The following is a 15,526-nucleotide window of genomic DNA, read 5'->3' on the forward strand; positions in this document are numbered from 1 at the left end:
GATTCGTAATCGATGCGCGGCGCAGCGACAGGCGATGCCGCCTCAGGCGCGGCGGCGCCGGCGGCCTTCGCGCTCGCCGCCGCCTTCGGCCGGTCGGCCCGACTGGGTCTTGATCGGGCCCAGCAGGCGTTCGACCGTCTCGACATCCGGCACCGGGCCGCGCGCGGTGCCGTTCACCGCCGCGACCATGGCGCGGATGTGCTCCGGTGTGGTGCCGCAGCAGCCGCCGATGATGCGGGCGCCGGCGTCGCGCGCCAGGATGGCGTAAGAAGCCATGATCTCCGGCGTGCCGTCATAGACGATGGCGCCCTGGCGATACTGCGGGATGCCGCAATTGCCCTTGGCGACGATGATGTCATTGCCGTCCGACGCGCGAACCAGGCCGAGGATGCTGTCCAGCAGCTGGGCCGGGCCGATGCCGCAATTGGCGCCGAAGGCGCTGGGCCGGCAGGCGCAGTTGCGGCCATGGGTGATCGCCGCCTCCGGCGTCAGCCCCATCATGGTGCGGCCATTGGTGTCGAAGGTCATGGTCGATACGATCGGCAGGCCGGTGCGCGACGCGCCCTCGATCGCCGCCTGGATCTCCTCCGCCGCCGAGATGGTCTCGATCCACAGCACGTCGACGCCGCCCTCGGCCAGCGCCTCGGCCTGTTCGGCAAAGGCGGCGACGCCCTCCTCGTAGCTCAGCACGCCGACCGGCTGGAAGATGTCCCCGGTCGGCCCCATCGAGCCGGCGACGATGACCGGGCGGTCAAACTCCTCCGCCACTGCGCGGGCGATGCGGGCGCCGGCCACGTTCAGCTCGCGCACCCGGTTCTGGGCGCTGTGCAGCGTCAGCCGGCGCGCGTTGCCGCCGAAGGTGTTGGTCAGGATGATGTCGGATCCGGCTTCGGCGAAGCCGCGATGCACCGCCTGCACCCGCGCCGGCTGGTCGACGTTCCACAGCTCCGGGCTGTCGCCGGTCTCCAGCCCCTGGCCGAACAGGCCGGTGCCCATGCCGCCATCGGCGAACAGGATCGGCTTGGCGGCAAGGAGATCGGGGAAGCGGGTGCTGGTCATGGCCGGACCTTCATGGAAACCGCGGATGGGCGCGACGGAGCTGGAAACGCTACTGCCGGCCCGAGGGGAACTCCACCACAATATAAGGATATCGTTATGAATTTATATCCCGACTGCGACATCGATGCGCCTGACCCTCCCCGAGGCCCGGGCCCGCCCCCGGTCCGGCGTCTGCGAGTCGTTCGTCATTGCCTTCGCCCGCCGCCCGGACGAGAAGCGAAGCGGGAGTCGGTGTGGAGACGGGCGATGAAGGATTTTTCCGAGCTGACGGAGCGGGAGCTGCTGGCGCTGGCGATCTCGCTGGAGGAGGAGGATTCCCGGGTCTATGGCGATTTCGCCGAGGGCTTGAGTGCCGATTTCCCGGCATCGGCCGCGATCTTCCGCGGCATGGGCCGCGAGGAGGATGGGCATCGCCACCGCCTGCTCACGCTCTACAAGGATCGCTTCGGCGACCACATCCCGCTGATCAGCCGCCACCATGTCCGCGGCTTCATCCGCCGGCGCCCGGTGTGGCTGACCCGGCCGCTGTCGCTCGACACGGTGCGCAAGCAGGCCGAGGCGATGGAAGCAGAGACCCGGCGCTTCTACGAACGCGCCGCCGGCCGCGCCACCGATGTCGCCGTGCGCCAACTGCTGGGCGACCTGGCGGAGGAGGAGCGACGGCACGAGCACATCGCCGAGCAGCTGGAGGAGAAGCACGCTCCGGCCAAGGTCCAGAAGCGCGAGGGCGAGGACGAGCGCCGGCTGTTCGTGCTGCAGATCGTGCAGCCCGGCCTGGCCGGACTGATGGACGGGTCGGTCTCCACCCTGGCACCGCTGTTCGCCGCGGCCTTCGCCACCCGTGACAGCTTCGACACCTTCCTGGTCGGCCTCGCCGCCTCGGTCGGCGCCGGCATCAGCATGGGCTTCGCCGAGGCGCTGTCCGACGACGGCAGCCTGACCGGGCGCGGCCGGCCGTGGCTGCGCGGCCTGGTCTGCGGCGGCATGACGGCGCTGGGCGGCCTCGGCCACACCCTGCCCTACCTGATCCCGGACTTCCGCGTCGCCACCGGCATCGCGGTCGGAGTGGTGGCGGTGGAGCTGGCGGTGATCTCCTGGATCCGTCACCGCTTCATGGACACGCCGCTGCTGTCCTCCGCCTTCCAGGTGGGAGTCGGCGGCGCCCTGGTGTTCCTGACCGGGATCCTGATCGGCAGCGCGTGAGCGCTCAGAGATCATCTGGAAACGCGCCGGCGCGAGTCGAATGGGGGTGGTTTCGAGAACCGGCGCGCGGCGGACGTTTGGGTCCGTGAGCACCGGAAGCGGAGAAACCGCCGTCAGGCGGCCGCGCCAGTAGCGTTTCCAGGCGGTCTCTCAGTCGCTGATCACCCCACCCTCCTCCTTCCGCCGGGCGACGAAGGCGTCGAGCTCCTCAGCGATGGCGGGGTCGAGCGGCGGGGGTTCGAATTCGGCCAGGATGCGCTTGTACAGCTGGTGCGCCCGCTGGGTCGCGTCCGGGGCCCCCGCCTCCTGCCAGGCCTCGAAGTTCCGCCAGTCGGACAACAGCGGCGCGTAGAACGCGCTCTCGTAGCGGGCCAGCGTGTGCTGGCAGCCGAAGAAATGGCCGCCGGGCCCGACCTCGCGGATCGCGTCGAGACCTAGCGTGTCGTCGTCGACCACGATCGGCTTCATGAACTCGACCATGGTCTGCACCAGCTCGGCATCGATGATCATCTTCTCGAAACTGGCGCGCAGCCCGCCCTCGAGCCAGCCCAGGCTGTGCATGATCATATTGGCGTGGCCCTGGGTCGCGGCCCACAGCGAGACCATGCTCTCATAGGTCGCCTGCACGTCGACCGCGTTCGAGGCGTTGGTGTTGGAGGACCGGTAGGGCAGGCCGTAGCGCCGCGCCAGCTGGCCGCCGGCCAGGGCCGCCTTGGCGTATTCCGGGGTGCCGAAGGCCGGCGCGCCCGACTTCATGTCGACATTCGAGGTGAAGCCGCCATACATCACCGGCGCCCCCGGCCGCACCATCTGGATCAGCGCGATGGTGGCCAGCGCCTCGGCGTTCTGCTGCGCCAGGGCGCCCGCCAGGGTCGCCGGCGCCATCGCGCCGGCCAGGGTGAAGGGGGTGACGGCGACGATCTGCCCGGCCTTCGCCATCTCGATCAGGCCCTCGATCATCGGCCCGTCCAGGCGCAGCGGCGAGGAGGTGTTGACCACGGTGAACAGGCTTGGCTCGCGCAGCAGCTGGTCGCGGCTGACGCCGCGGGCGATGCGGGCGATCTCGATCCCGTCCAGCATGCGGGTGCGGCCCAGCGCATAGGCGTGGAACGGCTTGTCCGACAGGGTGACGAAGGCCCGCAGCGCATCGAGATGCCGGGTCGAAGGATGCAGGTCCACCGGCTCGACCGGATAGCCGCCGAAGATGTGCATCGCGTTCAGCGCCTGGCCGAGGCGGATCAGGTTGCAGTAGTCGCGGTAGTTGCCGACCCGGCGCCCGCCCTCGATGTCGGAGACGTTGGGGGCCGACCCGACCGAGGCGAAGACGATCGACCGGCCGCCGATATGGACGTCGCGCTCCGGGTTGCGGGCGTGGAAGGTGTAGTCCGACGGCGCCTTGGCCACCGCCTCCAGCACCATGCCGCGGTCGAAGCGGACGCGGCGGCTGCCCGGCGTGGTCCGGGCGCCGGCCTGGCGCCAGATCTCGATCGCCTCGTCATGCAGGAAATCCATCCCGATCTCTTCCAGGATGGTCAGCGACGCGTCATGGATGCGTTCGACCTGATCCGGGCGCAGCACCTCCACCGGCGGCAGCGGGTTCTCCACCAGCTGCCACGGCAGCTGGGCGATGCCCACGGGCCCTTCGCGGCGGCGGCGCGGTGTGGTTCGGTTGCGGCTCATCCTGACCTCGTCGCGACATTGGCCCGATCATGGGGCCGAACCGTGGCACGCCCGGGGGCCGTCGCGCCGCCCGGATTCGCCACGCAACAGCTTCGATGCGACATGCAACGCAGGGCACTATCGCCGCCGCATTCCTGCTGTAATATGAGATTAGCTCTCAATAGAGATGCGCTTTTTTTCATGGAGGGTTTATATGGCCCGTCTGCTGGAGCCGGGGGATCCTGCCCCGCTTTTCGTGGCCCCGACGGCGCAGCGCGAGGATTTCCGGTTCGACACGGTCGCCGGACGATACATCGTGCTCAGTTTCTTCGGGTCGGCCGGCGAGCCCCAGGTGGCGCGGCTGCTGGCGGCGATCGCGGCCGACATCGGACCGTTCAACGACGGCCATGCCTCCTTCTTCGGCGTCACCCGGGACCGCACCGATGTCGAGCAGCAGCGCCTGCCCGGCCGGGTTCCGGGACTGCGCTATTTCTTCGATTTCGAGAACAAGATCTCCGACGCCTATGGCGCGGAGCAGCATCGCGTCAGCTTCGTGCTGTCGCCCAACCTCCGCATCCTCGGCCGGTTCGCGCTGCAGGACGGCGTGGAGCACGCCAAGGCGCTGGTCGATTTCGTCAGCCGCCTGCCGCCGCTGACCTCGCTCGGCACCGGCATCCCGGGCGCGCCGGTGCTGACGGTGCCGTACCTGTTCGAGCCGGCGTTCTGCCGCCGCCTGATCGACTACTACAACAAGGTCGGCGGCGAGGAGAGCGGCTTCATGCAGTCGCTGCCCGACGGCCGCACCGTCGGCGCGCTCGACCACAGCCACAAGCGCCGCAAGGATGCGACGATCGAGGATGACGAACTGCGCCTGGCCATGAAGGCCCGGATCGAACGGCGGCTGGTGCCGGAGATCAAGAAGGCCTTCCAGTTCAACGCCACCCGGATCGAGCGCTACATCGTCGCCTGCTACGACGCCGGCGAGGGCGGCTATTTCCGCGCCCATCGCGACAACACCACCAAGGGCACGGCGCATCGCCGCTTCGCCGTCACCATCAACCTGAACGCCGACGAGTTCGAGGGCGGCGAGCTGCGCTTCCCGGAATACGACCGGCACAGCTACCGCGCCCCGACCGGCGGCGCCGTGGTGTTCTCGTGCTCGCTGCTGCATGAGGCGCTGCCGGTGACCAAGGGCACGCGATACTGCACCCTGCCTTTCCTCTACGACGAGGAGGGCGCCAGGATCCGCGAACAGAACCTCTCCTACTTCGCCGACGAGACCCTGCGCACCCAGCTGGAGCGCAACCTGCTGAACAAGGAAGCGCAGCAGGCGGGTTGAGGCTTGGCCCGGTCGGCCGCCCCGAGGCGGCTGATCGGGGGCCGGCGGATGATGGGGCAGCGGTGACCACACCGGACGACATGATGGATGCGGACGGGGTCGTGGCCGGCCTCGGTCTCGCAGGGCCGGCGCATGCCATCCAGCTGGCCCAGACCCGCTTCCGCATGCGGCTGGTCGAGCATTGGCGGATCGCGCCGGGCGCCAGGGTGCTGGAGATCGGTTGCGGCCAGGGCGACACCACCGTGGCCCTCGCCGCCGCCGTGGGCCCCGACGGCCATGTCACCGCGATCGACGCAGCGGACGGAGGCTACGGCGCGCCGGACACGCTCGCCGATGCGGCGGAGCGCATCGGCCGGTCTTCCCTCGGCGGCCGCATCGGCTTCCGCTTCGGGGCCGACATCCTGGACCCGGCGATCCCGCTGCCCCACAGCCGGTACGACTGCGCCGTGCTGGCCCACTGCTCCTGGTACTTCCGCTCGGCGGAGGTGCTGCGCCGCACGCTCCGGCGCCTCGGCGACTGGACCGACCGGCTGTGCCTGTCGGAATGGGACCTGCAGCCGACCAAGCCGACCCAGATCCCGCACCTGTTGGCGGTGATCCTGCAGGGCCGGATGGCGCGCCTCGACTCCGCCTTCGACGGCAATGTCCGGACCCCGCTGTCGCAGGCCGCGCTCACGGCCGTGCTGCGCGAGGCGGGGTGGCGGGTGGGCGAGGCGGTGCCGGTGGACAGCACGCAGCTGCAGGATGGCCGCTGGGAGGTCGACAACGGCCTGGCGCTGCTGCCCCAGCCGCTCACGGCGTTCGAGGCGGCACCGCTGGCCGGGATCGACATGGCGGCGCTGCAGGCCGTCATCGGATCCGCCGAGATCGAATCTCTGCCGTCCTTCGCGATGACCTGCCGGCGCATCGGCTGACAGCGACCAGCCATGCCCGCAGGGAAGAGCCGGCAGACCAGGGCCGTCCGGATCGCATGGCTCGGCTCTGGCCTCGCCTCGGGCCTGGCCGGTAGGGTCCGCTTCGCAACACTCCAGCCTGGGAGACGGCCATGCCGCGCCTCGAGACCCTGATGACCGACGATCTCCGCGCCTTCCGGCGTCAGGCGGGCGACCGGCACACCGCCTTCAAGGCCCGCGGACTGAAGCTGGACAGCACCCGCGGCAAGCCGTCGGCGGAGCAACTGGACCTGTCGAACGCGCTGCTCGACCTGCCGGGGACCGACGGCTTCAAGGCCCAGGATGGCGGCGACTGTCGCAACTATCTCGGCGATGTGCGCGGTCTGCCGGAGGCGCGGGCGCTGTTCGCCCCGATGCTGGGCGCGCCGGCCGACCAGATGCTGGTCGGCGGCAATTCCAGCCTGACGCTGATGCACGACCTGATCGTCTTCGCCCTGCTGCACGGCGTGCCGGACGGCACCGCTTCGTGGTCTGCCCAGGCGCCGGTCAGCTTCCTGTGCCCGGTGCCCGGCTACGACCGCCACTTCTCGATCTGCGAAGGCTTCGGTATCCGCTTGGTCCCGGTGCCGCTGACCGGGCACGGGCCGGACATGGATGTGGTGGAGCGGCTGGTGGCCGGGGATCCCGGCATCAAGGGCATGTGGTGCGTGCCGAAATACAGCAACCCGACCGCCGAGACCTATTCCGACGAGACGGTCGAGCGGCTGGCGGCGATGCGCACGGCCGCCCCGGATTTCCGGCTGTTCTGGGACAACGCCTATGCCGTCCACCACCTGACCGACCGGCCGCACCAGCTGGCCGACATCCTCGCGGCCTGCGCCCGGCACGGCCACGCCAACCGGCCCTTCGTCTTCGGCTCGACCTCGAAGGTCACCTTTGCCGGCGCCGGCCTGTCGCTGTTCGCCAGTTCCACCGCGAATCTGGATTGGGCGCGCAAGCATCTCAGCCGCCAGTCGATCGGGCCGGACAAGCTGAACCAGCTGCGCCATGTCCGGCTGCTGCGCGACATGGCCGGCATCGCCGCGCTGATGGAGCGCCACCGCCAGATCCTGGTGCCGAAGTTCCAGCGGGTGCAGGCGGTGTTCGCCGAGCATCTCGACGGCGCCGGCGTCGCCCGCTGGACCGAGCCGGAGGGCGGCTATTTCATCAGCCTGGACGTGCGGCCGGGTTCGGCCCGCCGCGTCGTGACCCTCGCGCAGGAGGCCGGGGTGGCGATGGTGGCCCCGGGCGCGACCTTCCCCTACGGTAAGGACCCGCAGGACCAGAACATCCGCATCGCGCCGACCTTCCCGGCGCTGCCGGAGGTCGGGCTGGCGGCCGAGGGCGTGGCGCTGTCGGTGCTGGTGGCGACCAGCGAGGCGATCCTGGCCGAACGGGAGTCCCATAGCGGGCACTGACGCGGTCTGCGGCCGGCGACGGAACGCCGCCTGTCGTCCGTGGGTTGAGGGTCCGGTTCCCCCCCCAGCCCGATGCCCCAAGGACGACAGCATGGCCCACCCTTCCCTGCTCCGGATCGCAGCCCTGACCCTTGCCCTGGCCGGCGCCGCGACCGCGGCCAGGGCCGACGACGCCGGGCAGCTGGCGGCCAAGGGCACCCAGCTGCTGCAGGCCGGGCAGTTCGCCGACGCCTACAAGGCCTTCAACGACGCCGCGATCGAAGCCTGGCTGCAGGCGCCGCTGGCCTTCCACCGGTCGCTGCTGGTGGCGGCCCCGGCGCAGAGCTACGGGTCGTTCAGCCCGCGCGAGACCAGCGTGTTCGACGGCACGTCCCCGCTGCGCTTCTACGCCGAGCCCACCGGCTTCGGCTGGAGCAAGGATGGCGAGCTGTACCGGATCGACCTGTCGATCGACTTCTCGCTGAAATCGGCCACAGGCGAAGCACTTGGCGAGCAGAAGGACTTCCAGACCTTCAAGGTCGAAAGCCGCGACCGGGTGCGCGAGATGTTCCTCAACCTGACCTTGACCCTGACCGACGCGCCCGACGGCCAGTACGTCGCCACCTTCACCGTCCACGACAAGGCGACCGGCAAGAGCGGGTCCTTCGACGTCCCGTTCGAACTCAAGAAGGGCTGACGCCGCCCGCCCCTCGCCCCGGGCGCCGCCGGAGTCAGGAACAGCGGATCGCGGCCAGCCCGCCCTTGCCTTCATCCGCCACCGGCTCGAAGCGCCCGGTGTCCGGATCCCGCACCAGCAGGCGGCCGGAGGCGACGCCGAAATAGGCGCCGTGCAGCTGCAGCTTGCCGCGCCCGACCAGGATCGAGATGCAGGGGAAGGTCATCAGGTTCTGCAGGCTGAGTTCGACCGACGCGAACTCAAGCCGGCGCAGATAGTCGTCGCCGTCCTCCGGCCGACGGGGGCCGAGGCCTTCCGCCGCCGGGGCGATCTGCGACATCCAGCGGCCGATGAAGTCGCCCGGCGACAGCGGCTCCTGCTCGTCGGCGAAGGCGCGGATGCCGCCGCAATGGGCATGGCCCAGCACGACGATGTGCTTGACCCTGAGGGCCTGGACGCCGAATTCCAGCGCCGCGCTGGTGCCGTGCTGGGTCTCCCGGTCCGGCTCATAGGGCGGCACCAGGTTGGCGACGTTACGCACGACCAGCAATTCGCCCGGCGCGGCGTCGAAGATGACCTCGGGCGACACCCGGGAATCGACGCAGCCGATGACCATGATCTCGGGCTTCTGCCCGGCCTCGGCCAGCATCTCGTAGCGATTGCGCTCGCTGGCGAAGCGGCCGCCCAGGAAGGCGCGGTATCCTTCGGTGAGCCGTTCGGGAAACATGGTTGTTCTCGCATTCACCGTGCCGCCAGGACGAATGCGGCGACAGCGTGGCAATAGCAGATGCGCCCCGCCGCGCCAACAGCCCTAGCCGCGGCGGCGCCGGCGGCGGCCGCCTTCGCCATCGCCGCCATCCGACACCTTCGGGGCCGGAAGGTCGACCACCGCCGCGAGGTTCGGGAAGGCGGCGGTCTTGTGCGGCAAGGCCATGGCCTCGACGAAATGCTGCTGGAACATCGGCTCGACCGCGGTCTCGATCTTCTCGACCCGGCGGACGATCTGCTCGATCTCGGCCCGGGCGCTGCGATTCACCAGGGCGATGCGGGCGCCGGTGCCCGCGGCGTTACCGCCGGCCACCACCTTGGTCAGGTCGCAATCGGGGATCAGCCCCAGCACCATGGCGTATTTCACGTCGATATGGCTGCCGAAGGCGCCGGCCAGGGTGATGCGGTCGACTTGGTCGACGCCGAGCTTGTCCATCAGCAGGCGCACGCCGGCATAGAGGGCGGCCTTGGCCAGCTGGATCGCCCGGATGTCGTTCTGGGTCACCCGCAGCTCGCGCTCGGCATCCTTGTACAGCACGTAGCTGAAGGTGCGCCCGTCCGGCACCACCCGCTCGCTGCGCGCCGCCATGGCGCCGTCGATCACGCCGTCCTGGGTGATGATCCCGGCCAGGAACATCTCGGCCAGCACCTCGATGATGCCGGAGCCGCAGATGCCGGTGACGCCGGTGCGGCGCACTGCCTCGGCGAAGCCGTCGTCATCCGACCACAGATCGCTGCCGATGACGCGGAAGCGCGGCTCCAGCGTCACGCGGTCGACCCGCACCCGTTCGATCGCGCCGGGTGCCGCCCGCTGGCCGGAGGAGATCTGCGCGCCTTCGAAGGCCGGGCCGGTCGGGCTGGAACAGGCCAGCAGCCGGTGCCTGTTGCCCAGCACGATCTCGGCATTGGTGCCGACATCGACGATCAGCCGGAGGTCGTCGGATTTGTGCGGCTCCTCCGACAGGATCACCGCCGCGGTGTCGGCGCCGACATGGCCGGCGATGCAGGGCAGCACATAGACCCGGGCGTTGGGGTGGATCCTGAGGTCGATCTCGGTCGCCCAGATGTTGATCGCCTGGTCGGTGGCCAGGGCGAAGGGGGCGCCGCCCAGCTCGATCGGGTCGATGCCCAGCACCAGGTGATGCATGATCGGGTTGCCGACCAGCGTCACCTCCAGCACGTCCTCGACCTCCAGCCCGGCCTGGGCGGTGACGTGGGCGGCGAGATCGTTCAGCGCGCCTCGCACCGCCTCGGTCAGCGCCTTGTCGCCGCCGGGGTTCATCATGATGTAGCTGACCCGGCTCATCAGATCCTCGCCGAAGCGGATCTGCGGGTTCATGGCGCCGCCGGAGGCGACGACCTCGCCGGTCTCGATGTCGCAGAGGTGGCAGGCGATGGTGGTCGAGCCGATGTCGTAGGCCAGGCCGTAGATCTTGTCGCGGAAGCCGGGCCAGACGGCGAGCAGCCGCTTCACCCGTTGCTCGCGCACCGCCACGGTGCAGGTCCAGGCGCCCTCGCCGCCCCCCGAGGCGCCCGGGCCGCGCAGTGCCTTCTGCAGCCGCTGCACCACCCTGAGATCGCAGTCCAGGCCGGTGATGCCCCATTGCTCCGCCAGCGCTTCTTCCAGCCGGCGCAGATCACCGGAGGGGTCGTGCATGTCGGGCTCGCGCACCTCGACGTAGTAGAGCTTGACCGCGGGATCGACCTCGATGATGCGGTGCTCGGCATCCTTGCGGACGACCTGCTTGTGCACCTGGCTTTCGGCCGGCACGTCGACCACCAGGTCGCCCTGGATCAGGGTCTGGCAGGACAGCCGCCGGCCGGGCTTCAGCCCGCGCTTCTCGGCGTAGCGAAGCTCCGCCATCCCTGCCTCGGAGGCATGGCCGGCCCGGGATTCGATGCCGTGCTTGGCGAACTGCCCACTGCCGATCTCGACCTGGCAGCGGCCGCAGATCGACCGCCCGCCGCAGACGCTGTCGACATCGACGCCGAGCGACCGCGCCGCCTGCAGCAGCGGCGTGCCCATGGCGAAACGCCCGCGCCGGCCCGAGGGGGTGAAGACGACGAGCGCCGTCTCCTTCGCCTCCTGGCTGGCCGGCTGCCCTGCATCGATCATGTTCATCGCCAACCCGTCACCATTGCGATACCCCGGCCGAGGCGTCGCCCATCAATCCCATCTCATCCGCGCCGCCGACGGCCCTCGCGGCCGCCGCGCGCACCGCTGGCCTCGGCACCTTCCGGCGCGGGCTCACGATACTGGCGGATCCAGCGGGCGCAATGGGGGTCATGCCCCATCATGGTGTCGGCGCCCAGCACCGCCTGCAGGCTTTCGGCATGCAGCGGGTTGGTGATGGCCGAGGTCATGCCCGCACCGATCGCCATGGTCAGGAAGGCGGCGTTCAGCCCGTGCCGGTTGGGCATGCCGAAGCTGACATTGGAGGCGCCGCAGGTGGTGTTGACCTTCAGCTCCTCGCGCAGCCGGCGGACCAGCGCGAACACTTGCCGCCCGGCGGTGTTGATGGCGCCGATCGGCATCACCAGCGGGTCGACCACGATGTCGGCGTAGGAGATGCCGTGGTCGCGCGCCCGCTCGACGATCTTCTTGGCGACGGCGAAGCGGACGTCGGGGTCCTCGGAGATGCCGGTCTCGTCGTTGGAGATGGCGACGACGGCGGCGCCGTACTTCTTCACCAGCGGCAGCACCGTCTCGAGCCGCTCATCCTCGCCGGTGACGGAGTTGACCAGGGCCTTGCCCTTGTAGACGGACAGCCCGGCCTCGAGCGCCGCGACGATCGAGCTGTCGATCGACAGCGGCACGTCGGTGATCGACTGCACCAGTTGGATGCATTCCGCCAGGATGCGCGGCTCGTCCGCCAGCGGGATGCCGGCATTGACGTCCAGCATCTGGGCGCCGGCCGCGACCTGAGCCAGGGCGTCGGACTGGACCCGGCTGTAGTCGCCGGCCTTCATCTCCTCGGCCAGGATCTTGCGGCCGGTCGGGTTGATCCGCTCCCCGATGATGACGAAGGGCCGTTCGAAGCCGATGGCGATCTCTTTGGTCGCCGAACTGATCACCGTGTCCGTCATGCCGTGACCGCCTTGCCTGGAGGTTCGATAGCATCGACGCTAGGCGGGATGGCGGTCCGGGGATCGTCTTGCAGCGGCATCGCCTGCCACAGGCGCGTCAGGCGCTCTCCCCGCCTTCGACACCGCCGGCCTCGACCAGCGCCTTCAGCCGGGCGGCGTCATAGGCTGCCTCGATCCGTGCCGCCGCCGCGTCGGCTTCGGCCTGCAGGTCCTCGCCGCACTCCACCGGCTCGGACTTCTTCCATTCCCCGAGATAGCTGTCGGCATCGCGCGCCTTGCCGCGCATGGCGGCGCGGTCGATCGCATCCTGGAAGCGCTGCGACAGCAGCACCTTGGCCTGGTCGCGCCGGCCGGCCTTGGCGGTGACCTGGCTGGGGATGTCGCGCCAGGAGACGATGATGAGCTGCGGCATGAAGACTCTCGATTGAGGAACGGTCAGGCGGACGCCGCCACGAAGCCGGCGAACTCGCCGTATCCCGTGAAGCGGTATTCGTAGTCCAAGCCCAGCCGTTCCGCCGCCGCCTTGGCCTGGGCCTGCAGCGCCGGATCTTCGGTCTGGGCGAGGTAGACCACGCGCCGATAGTTGCCGAAGAACATCGGCAGCAGTTCCGGATGGCGGTCCAGGCCCATGCCTTCGACGACCAGGGTGTGGAAGTGGCGGGTCAGGAAGTCGGTCAGGAAGAAGCTGCCCGGCTCCTCCTCCATCAGCCGGTCGAAATCGGGCGCTCCGGCGAAGAAGGAATAGCAGTGCGGGCCACCGATGCGGTCCACCCCCTCCTCCGCCAGCATCCGGTCGATGCCGCCGCCGGTGCCGCAATCGGCATAGGCGATGCGGATCCGGGTCCAGCCCATGGCGCGGGCGGTGCGGATGCGCTGGCGCAGCCGCTCGGAGATGCGCTCGGGCCGATTGTGCAGGATGGCGGGCAGGCAGGTGACCGCGACGCGGTCCTCGATGCCGTTGGCGCGGATCACGGCCAGCGTCTCGCGCGCCAGGGCGCCGCAGGCGATCAGCAGGGTGCGGTCGGGGCCGGGGGCGACCCCGGCCACGCCGAACCGCTCGACCAGCGCTGCGTCGGGCCTCAGCCCGCCACGGCCTTCGGCTGGTTGTGCTTGCGCCGCATGAAGTCCTTGGCCGTCTCCACCGCCACCGCCGCGTCGCGGCAATAGGCGTCGGCGCCGATTTCCCGTGCGAATTCTTCGTTCAGGGGCGCACCGCCGACCAGCACCACGTAGTCGTCGCGGATCCCCTGCTCCTTCAAGGTGTCGATGACGACCTTCATGTAGGGCATGGTGGTCGTCAACAGGGCGGACATGCCGACGATGTCGGGCTGGTGCTCCTCGATCGCCTTCAGGTAGTTCTCGACCGGATTGTTGATGCCGAGGTCGATGACCTCGAAGCCGGCGCCTTCCATCATCATCGACACCAGGTTCTTGCCGATGTCGTGGATGTCGCCCTTGACCGTGCCGATCACCATCTTGCCGACCTTGGGCGCGCCGGTCTCGGCCAGCAGCGGCCGCAGGATGAACATGCCCCGCTTCATGGCGTTGGCGGCCAGCAGCACCTCGGGCACGAACAGGATGCCGTCGCGGAAGTCGATGCCGACGATGCGCATGCCCTCGACCAGCGCCTTGGTCAGCACGTCGTAGGGGGTCCATTTGCGCGCCAGCAGGATGTTGACGCCCTCCACGATCTCATCGGCGAGACCGTCATAGAGGTCGTCCCACATCTGTTCGACGAGTTCCTCGTCGTTCAGCGCGTTCAGGTCGATATCGTCATCCGCCATGAGGGCCCTCGATCGCCGGCTGCATCCGCTGACAAGCCACGGATGGCATTTAGCGGGGAAGCCGCCCGTCGTCGCTAGCCTGGAACCGACCCGGACTGCGAAGGCGGCGACACGTTTGCGACACGGCCGCGGCGATGGCGCCCTTGCCAGGAGGGCGGCGTCCCCGGATGATGCGCCCCTGCCCCGGCCACATGGTAGCCATGGACCTCCAGGATTCGCTTCTCACCTTCCTCCGCCACTTTCCGCGGACGGACGACACCACGCTGATCATCCTGAAGGGCCATCTTCTGCTGGAGGAGGAGATCAACCACCTGCTGCACGAGATGCTGGCGAACCCGGCCGCGCTGGACGGGCTGCAGATCAACTTCTTCATCAAGACCCAGTTCCTGCGGGCGCTGATTAAGAACGAGACGCTCGACAGCATCCTGGACGCGGCGGAGAAGTTGAACCGGCTGCGCAACCGCCTGGCGCACAACCTGGAGCCATCGGGCGTCGAGGCGGCGATCCGCGACTTCGTCACCGGTGCCGACGGCCGGATCCTGGGCGGCGAGGCCGCGCCCGACCAGCTGTTGAAGCGGCGCATCGCCTTCCTGTGCGGCCAGTTGCTGCGCTTCCGCACCGAGTACCGGGCCGCGCGCCAGATGCTCAAGACCCGGGTCGGCACGGTAAAGACCAAGACCAAACGGTCCTGACCGGAGGGAAACCGACATGCCGGGATGGAAGAACCGCGGCGGCGGGCCGCGCGACCCGGACAAGCTGACGCGGGCGGTGCAGGCGGCGGACCGGCGCCAGGACCGCCGGGCCAAGACCGACCGCCAGGCGCAGGAGGCCGAGCGCAACGCCTTGGCGCTCAACCTTCTGGCCGCCGAGATCGTCGATCCGGATGCGAGGCTCGACGGCGAGGCAGCCGCACAGGAAACGAATCCCGTATCCAAGGGCGACGCTGCGCGGGATAGTGTGTGAATGCGGATCGACGTCTTCTTCGATGTGGTGTGCCCCTGGTGCTATATCGGCAAGCACCGGCTGGAGCGCGCTTTGGCCATCAGGCCGCTGCCGGGTCTGGAGATCCGCTGGCAGCCCTTCCAGCTGAATCCGGAGATGCCGAAGGTCGGCGTCGACCGGCAGAGCTACATGATCGCCAAGTTCGGCGGCCGCGAGCGGATGCGGCAGATCAACGCCGTCGTGGCCGAGGCCGCCGCCAAGGAAGGCCTGCCCCTGAACCAGAGCATCATCCGCCGCACCCCGAACACGGTCGAGGCCCACCGGCTGATCCGCCATGCCGGCGAGTTGGGGGAGGCCGACCGCATGGTCGACGCCCTGTTCTCCGCCTATTTCGCCCAGGGGCTGGATGTCGGCGACCGGGCGACGTTGATCAGCATCGCCGTCGAGATCGGCTTCGACCGCAAGCGGGTGGCGGGGGTTCTGGCCAGCGAGCTCGGGGTCGCCGAGATCCAGACGGCCGACCTGCGGGCCCGGCAGCTCGGCATCCAGGCGGTGCCGTGCTTCGTCTTCGACGGCCGCTACGCCGTCTCCGGCGCGCAGGAGCCGAGCGCCTTCCTGCCGCTGCTCGACCTCTCCCGCGAACACGCCGTCTCCGCCCCGCTGTCGGAACGGGCGTAGCC

At 69.5% G+C, this 15,526-nt stretch carries 16 protein-coding genes; 8 read left to right on the forward strand and 8 right to left on the reverse strand.

Features of this window, described 5'->3' with window-relative positions; translation table 11 throughout:
- Positions 1 to 42: 42 nt before the first annotated feature.
- On the reverse strand, positions 43 to 1,059 hold the full coding sequence (bmt, locus tag E9232_RS12160; protein WP_309794300.1) for a betaine--homocysteine S-methyltransferase: 1,017 nt from the start codon (positions 1,057 to 1,059) through the stop codon (positions 43 to 45).
- Between the two features lie 246 nt (positions 1,060 to 1,305).
- On the opposite strand from bmt, the gene mbfA reads away from it, so the two are divergent.
- Positions 1,306 to 2,262 carry an iron exporter MbfA gene (gene mbfA / locus E9232_RS12165; protein ID WP_309794302.1) on the forward strand — a complete coding sequence of 319 codons (957 nt, stop codon included), beginning with the start codon at positions 1,306 to 1,308 and terminating at the stop codon, positions 2,260 to 2,262.
- Positions 2,263 to 2,412: 150 nt separating this feature from the next.
- On the opposite strand, the gene E9232_RS12170 is transcribed toward mbfA, so the two are convergent.
- The gene (locus E9232_RS12170) at positions 2,413 to 3,942 is read right to left on the reverse strand and encodes a trimethylamine methyltransferase family protein (RefSeq protein ID WP_309794303.1); all 1,530 of its coding nucleotides are present in this window, start codon (positions 3,940 to 3,942) and stop codon (positions 2,413 to 2,415) included.
- Between the two features lie 193 nt (positions 3,943 to 4,135).
- Here E9232_RS12170 and E9232_RS12175 point away from each other — a divergent pair, with 193 nt between their 5' ends.
- From E9232_RS12175 to E9232_RS12190, 4 genes are all read left to right on the forward strand, one after another.
- Positions 4,136 to 5,260 carry a 2OG-Fe(II) oxygenase gene (locus E9232_RS12175; protein WP_309794304.1) on the forward strand — a complete coding sequence of 375 codons (1,125 nt, stop codon included), beginning with the start codon at positions 4,136 to 4,138 and terminating at the stop codon, positions 5,258 to 5,260.
- 62 nt (positions 5,261 to 5,322) lie between these two features.
- Positions 5,323 to 6,174 (forward strand): methyltransferase domain-containing protein, encoded by an 852-nt coding sequence (locus E9232_RS12180; RefSeq protein WP_309794307.1) that lies wholly within the window; start codon positions 5,323 to 5,325, stop codon positions 6,172 to 6,174.
- 131 nt (positions 6,175 to 6,305) lie between these two features.
- Positions 6,306 to 7,610 (forward strand): aspartate aminotransferase type Ic, encoded by a 1,305-nt coding sequence (locus E9232_RS12185; protein ID WP_309794308.1) that lies wholly within the window; start codon positions 6,306 to 6,308, stop codon positions 7,608 to 7,610.
- A 91-nt stretch (positions 7,611 to 7,701) separates the two neighbouring features.
- Positions 7,702 to 8,286: a hypothetical protein gene (locus E9232_RS12190; RefSeq protein WP_309794310.1), complete on the forward strand. Its 585-nt coding sequence runs from the start codon at positions 7,702 to 7,704 to the stop codon at positions 8,284 to 8,286.
- A gap of 34 nt (positions 8,287 to 8,320) precedes the next feature.
- On the opposite strand, the gene E9232_RS12195 is transcribed toward E9232_RS12190, so the two are convergent.
- The 6 genes from E9232_RS12195 to E9232_RS12220 all read right to left on the reverse strand — a co-directional run bounded on the left by E9232_RS12195 (position 8,321) and on the right by E9232_RS12220 (position 13,904).
- Complete coding sequence (locus tag E9232_RS12195; RefSeq protein WP_309794312.1) at positions 8,321 to 8,992, reverse strand: carbonic anhydrase; 672 nt, start codon at positions 8,990 to 8,992, stop codon at positions 8,321 to 8,323.
- A gap of 84 nt (positions 8,993 to 9,076) precedes the next feature.
- Positions 9,077 to 11,155 carry an ASKHA domain-containing protein gene (locus tag E9232_RS12200; RefSeq protein WP_309794313.1) on the reverse strand — a complete coding sequence of 693 codons (2,079 nt, stop codon included), beginning with the start codon at positions 11,153 to 11,155 and terminating at the stop codon, positions 9,077 to 9,079.
- A gap of 56 nt (positions 11,156 to 11,211) precedes the next feature.
- The gene (locus E9232_RS12205; RefSeq protein WP_309794314.1) at positions 11,212 to 12,120 is read right to left on the reverse strand and encodes a methyltetrahydrofolate cobalamin methyltransferase; all 909 of its coding nucleotides are present in this window, start codon (positions 12,118 to 12,120) and stop codon (positions 11,212 to 11,214) included.
- Positions 12,121 to 12,217: 97 nt separating this feature from the next.
- Positions 12,218 to 12,532 (reverse strand): virulence factor, encoded by a 315-nt coding sequence (locus E9232_RS12210; RefSeq protein ID WP_309794315.1) that lies wholly within the window; start codon positions 12,530 to 12,532, stop codon positions 12,218 to 12,220.
- A gap of 23 nt (positions 12,533 to 12,555) precedes the next feature.
- Positions 12,556 to 13,167 (reverse strand): DUF1638 domain-containing protein, encoded by a 612-nt coding sequence (locus E9232_RS12215; RefSeq protein WP_309794316.1) that lies wholly within the window; start codon positions 13,165 to 13,167, stop codon positions 12,556 to 12,558.
- Between the two features lie 32 nt (positions 13,168 to 13,199).
- The gene (locus E9232_RS12220; protein ID WP_309794317.1) at positions 13,200 to 13,904 is read right to left on the reverse strand and encodes a cobalamin B12-binding domain-containing protein; all 705 of its coding nucleotides are present in this window, start codon (positions 13,902 to 13,904) and stop codon (positions 13,200 to 13,202) included.
- A 200-nt stretch (positions 13,905 to 14,104) separates the two neighbouring features.
- On the opposite strand from E9232_RS12220, the gene E9232_RS12225 reads away from it, so the two are divergent.
- Genes E9232_RS12225 through E9232_RS12235 form a run of 3 tightly spaced genes read left to right on the forward strand, consistent with a single transcriptional unit; the run spans position 14,105 to position 15,524 of the window.
- Positions 14,105 to 14,596, forward strand: coding sequence for a hypothetical protein (locus tag E9232_RS12225; protein ID WP_309794318.1), 492 nt, complete (start codon positions 14,105 to 14,107; stop codon positions 14,594 to 14,596).
- Positions 14,597 to 14,612: 16 nt separating this feature from the next.
- Positions 14,613 to 14,867 (forward strand): hypothetical protein, encoded by a 255-nt coding sequence (locus E9232_RS12230; RefSeq protein ID WP_309794319.1) that lies wholly within the window; start codon positions 14,613 to 14,615, stop codon positions 14,865 to 14,867.
- Positions 14,868 to 15,524: a DsbA family oxidoreductase gene (locus tag E9232_RS12235; protein WP_309794321.1), complete on the forward strand. Its 657-nt coding sequence runs from the start codon at positions 14,868 to 14,870 to the stop codon at positions 15,522 to 15,524. It begins immediately after the preceding gene.
- Positions 15,525 to 15,526: the final 2 nt, after the last annotated feature.

Origin of the sequence: Inquilinus ginsengisoli (assembly GCF_031453975.1) — a bacterium.
In the GTDB taxonomy this organism is placed as follows: domain Bacteria; phylum Pseudomonadota; class Alphaproteobacteria; order DSM-16000; family Inquilinaceae; genus Inquilinus; species Inquilinus ginsengisoli_A.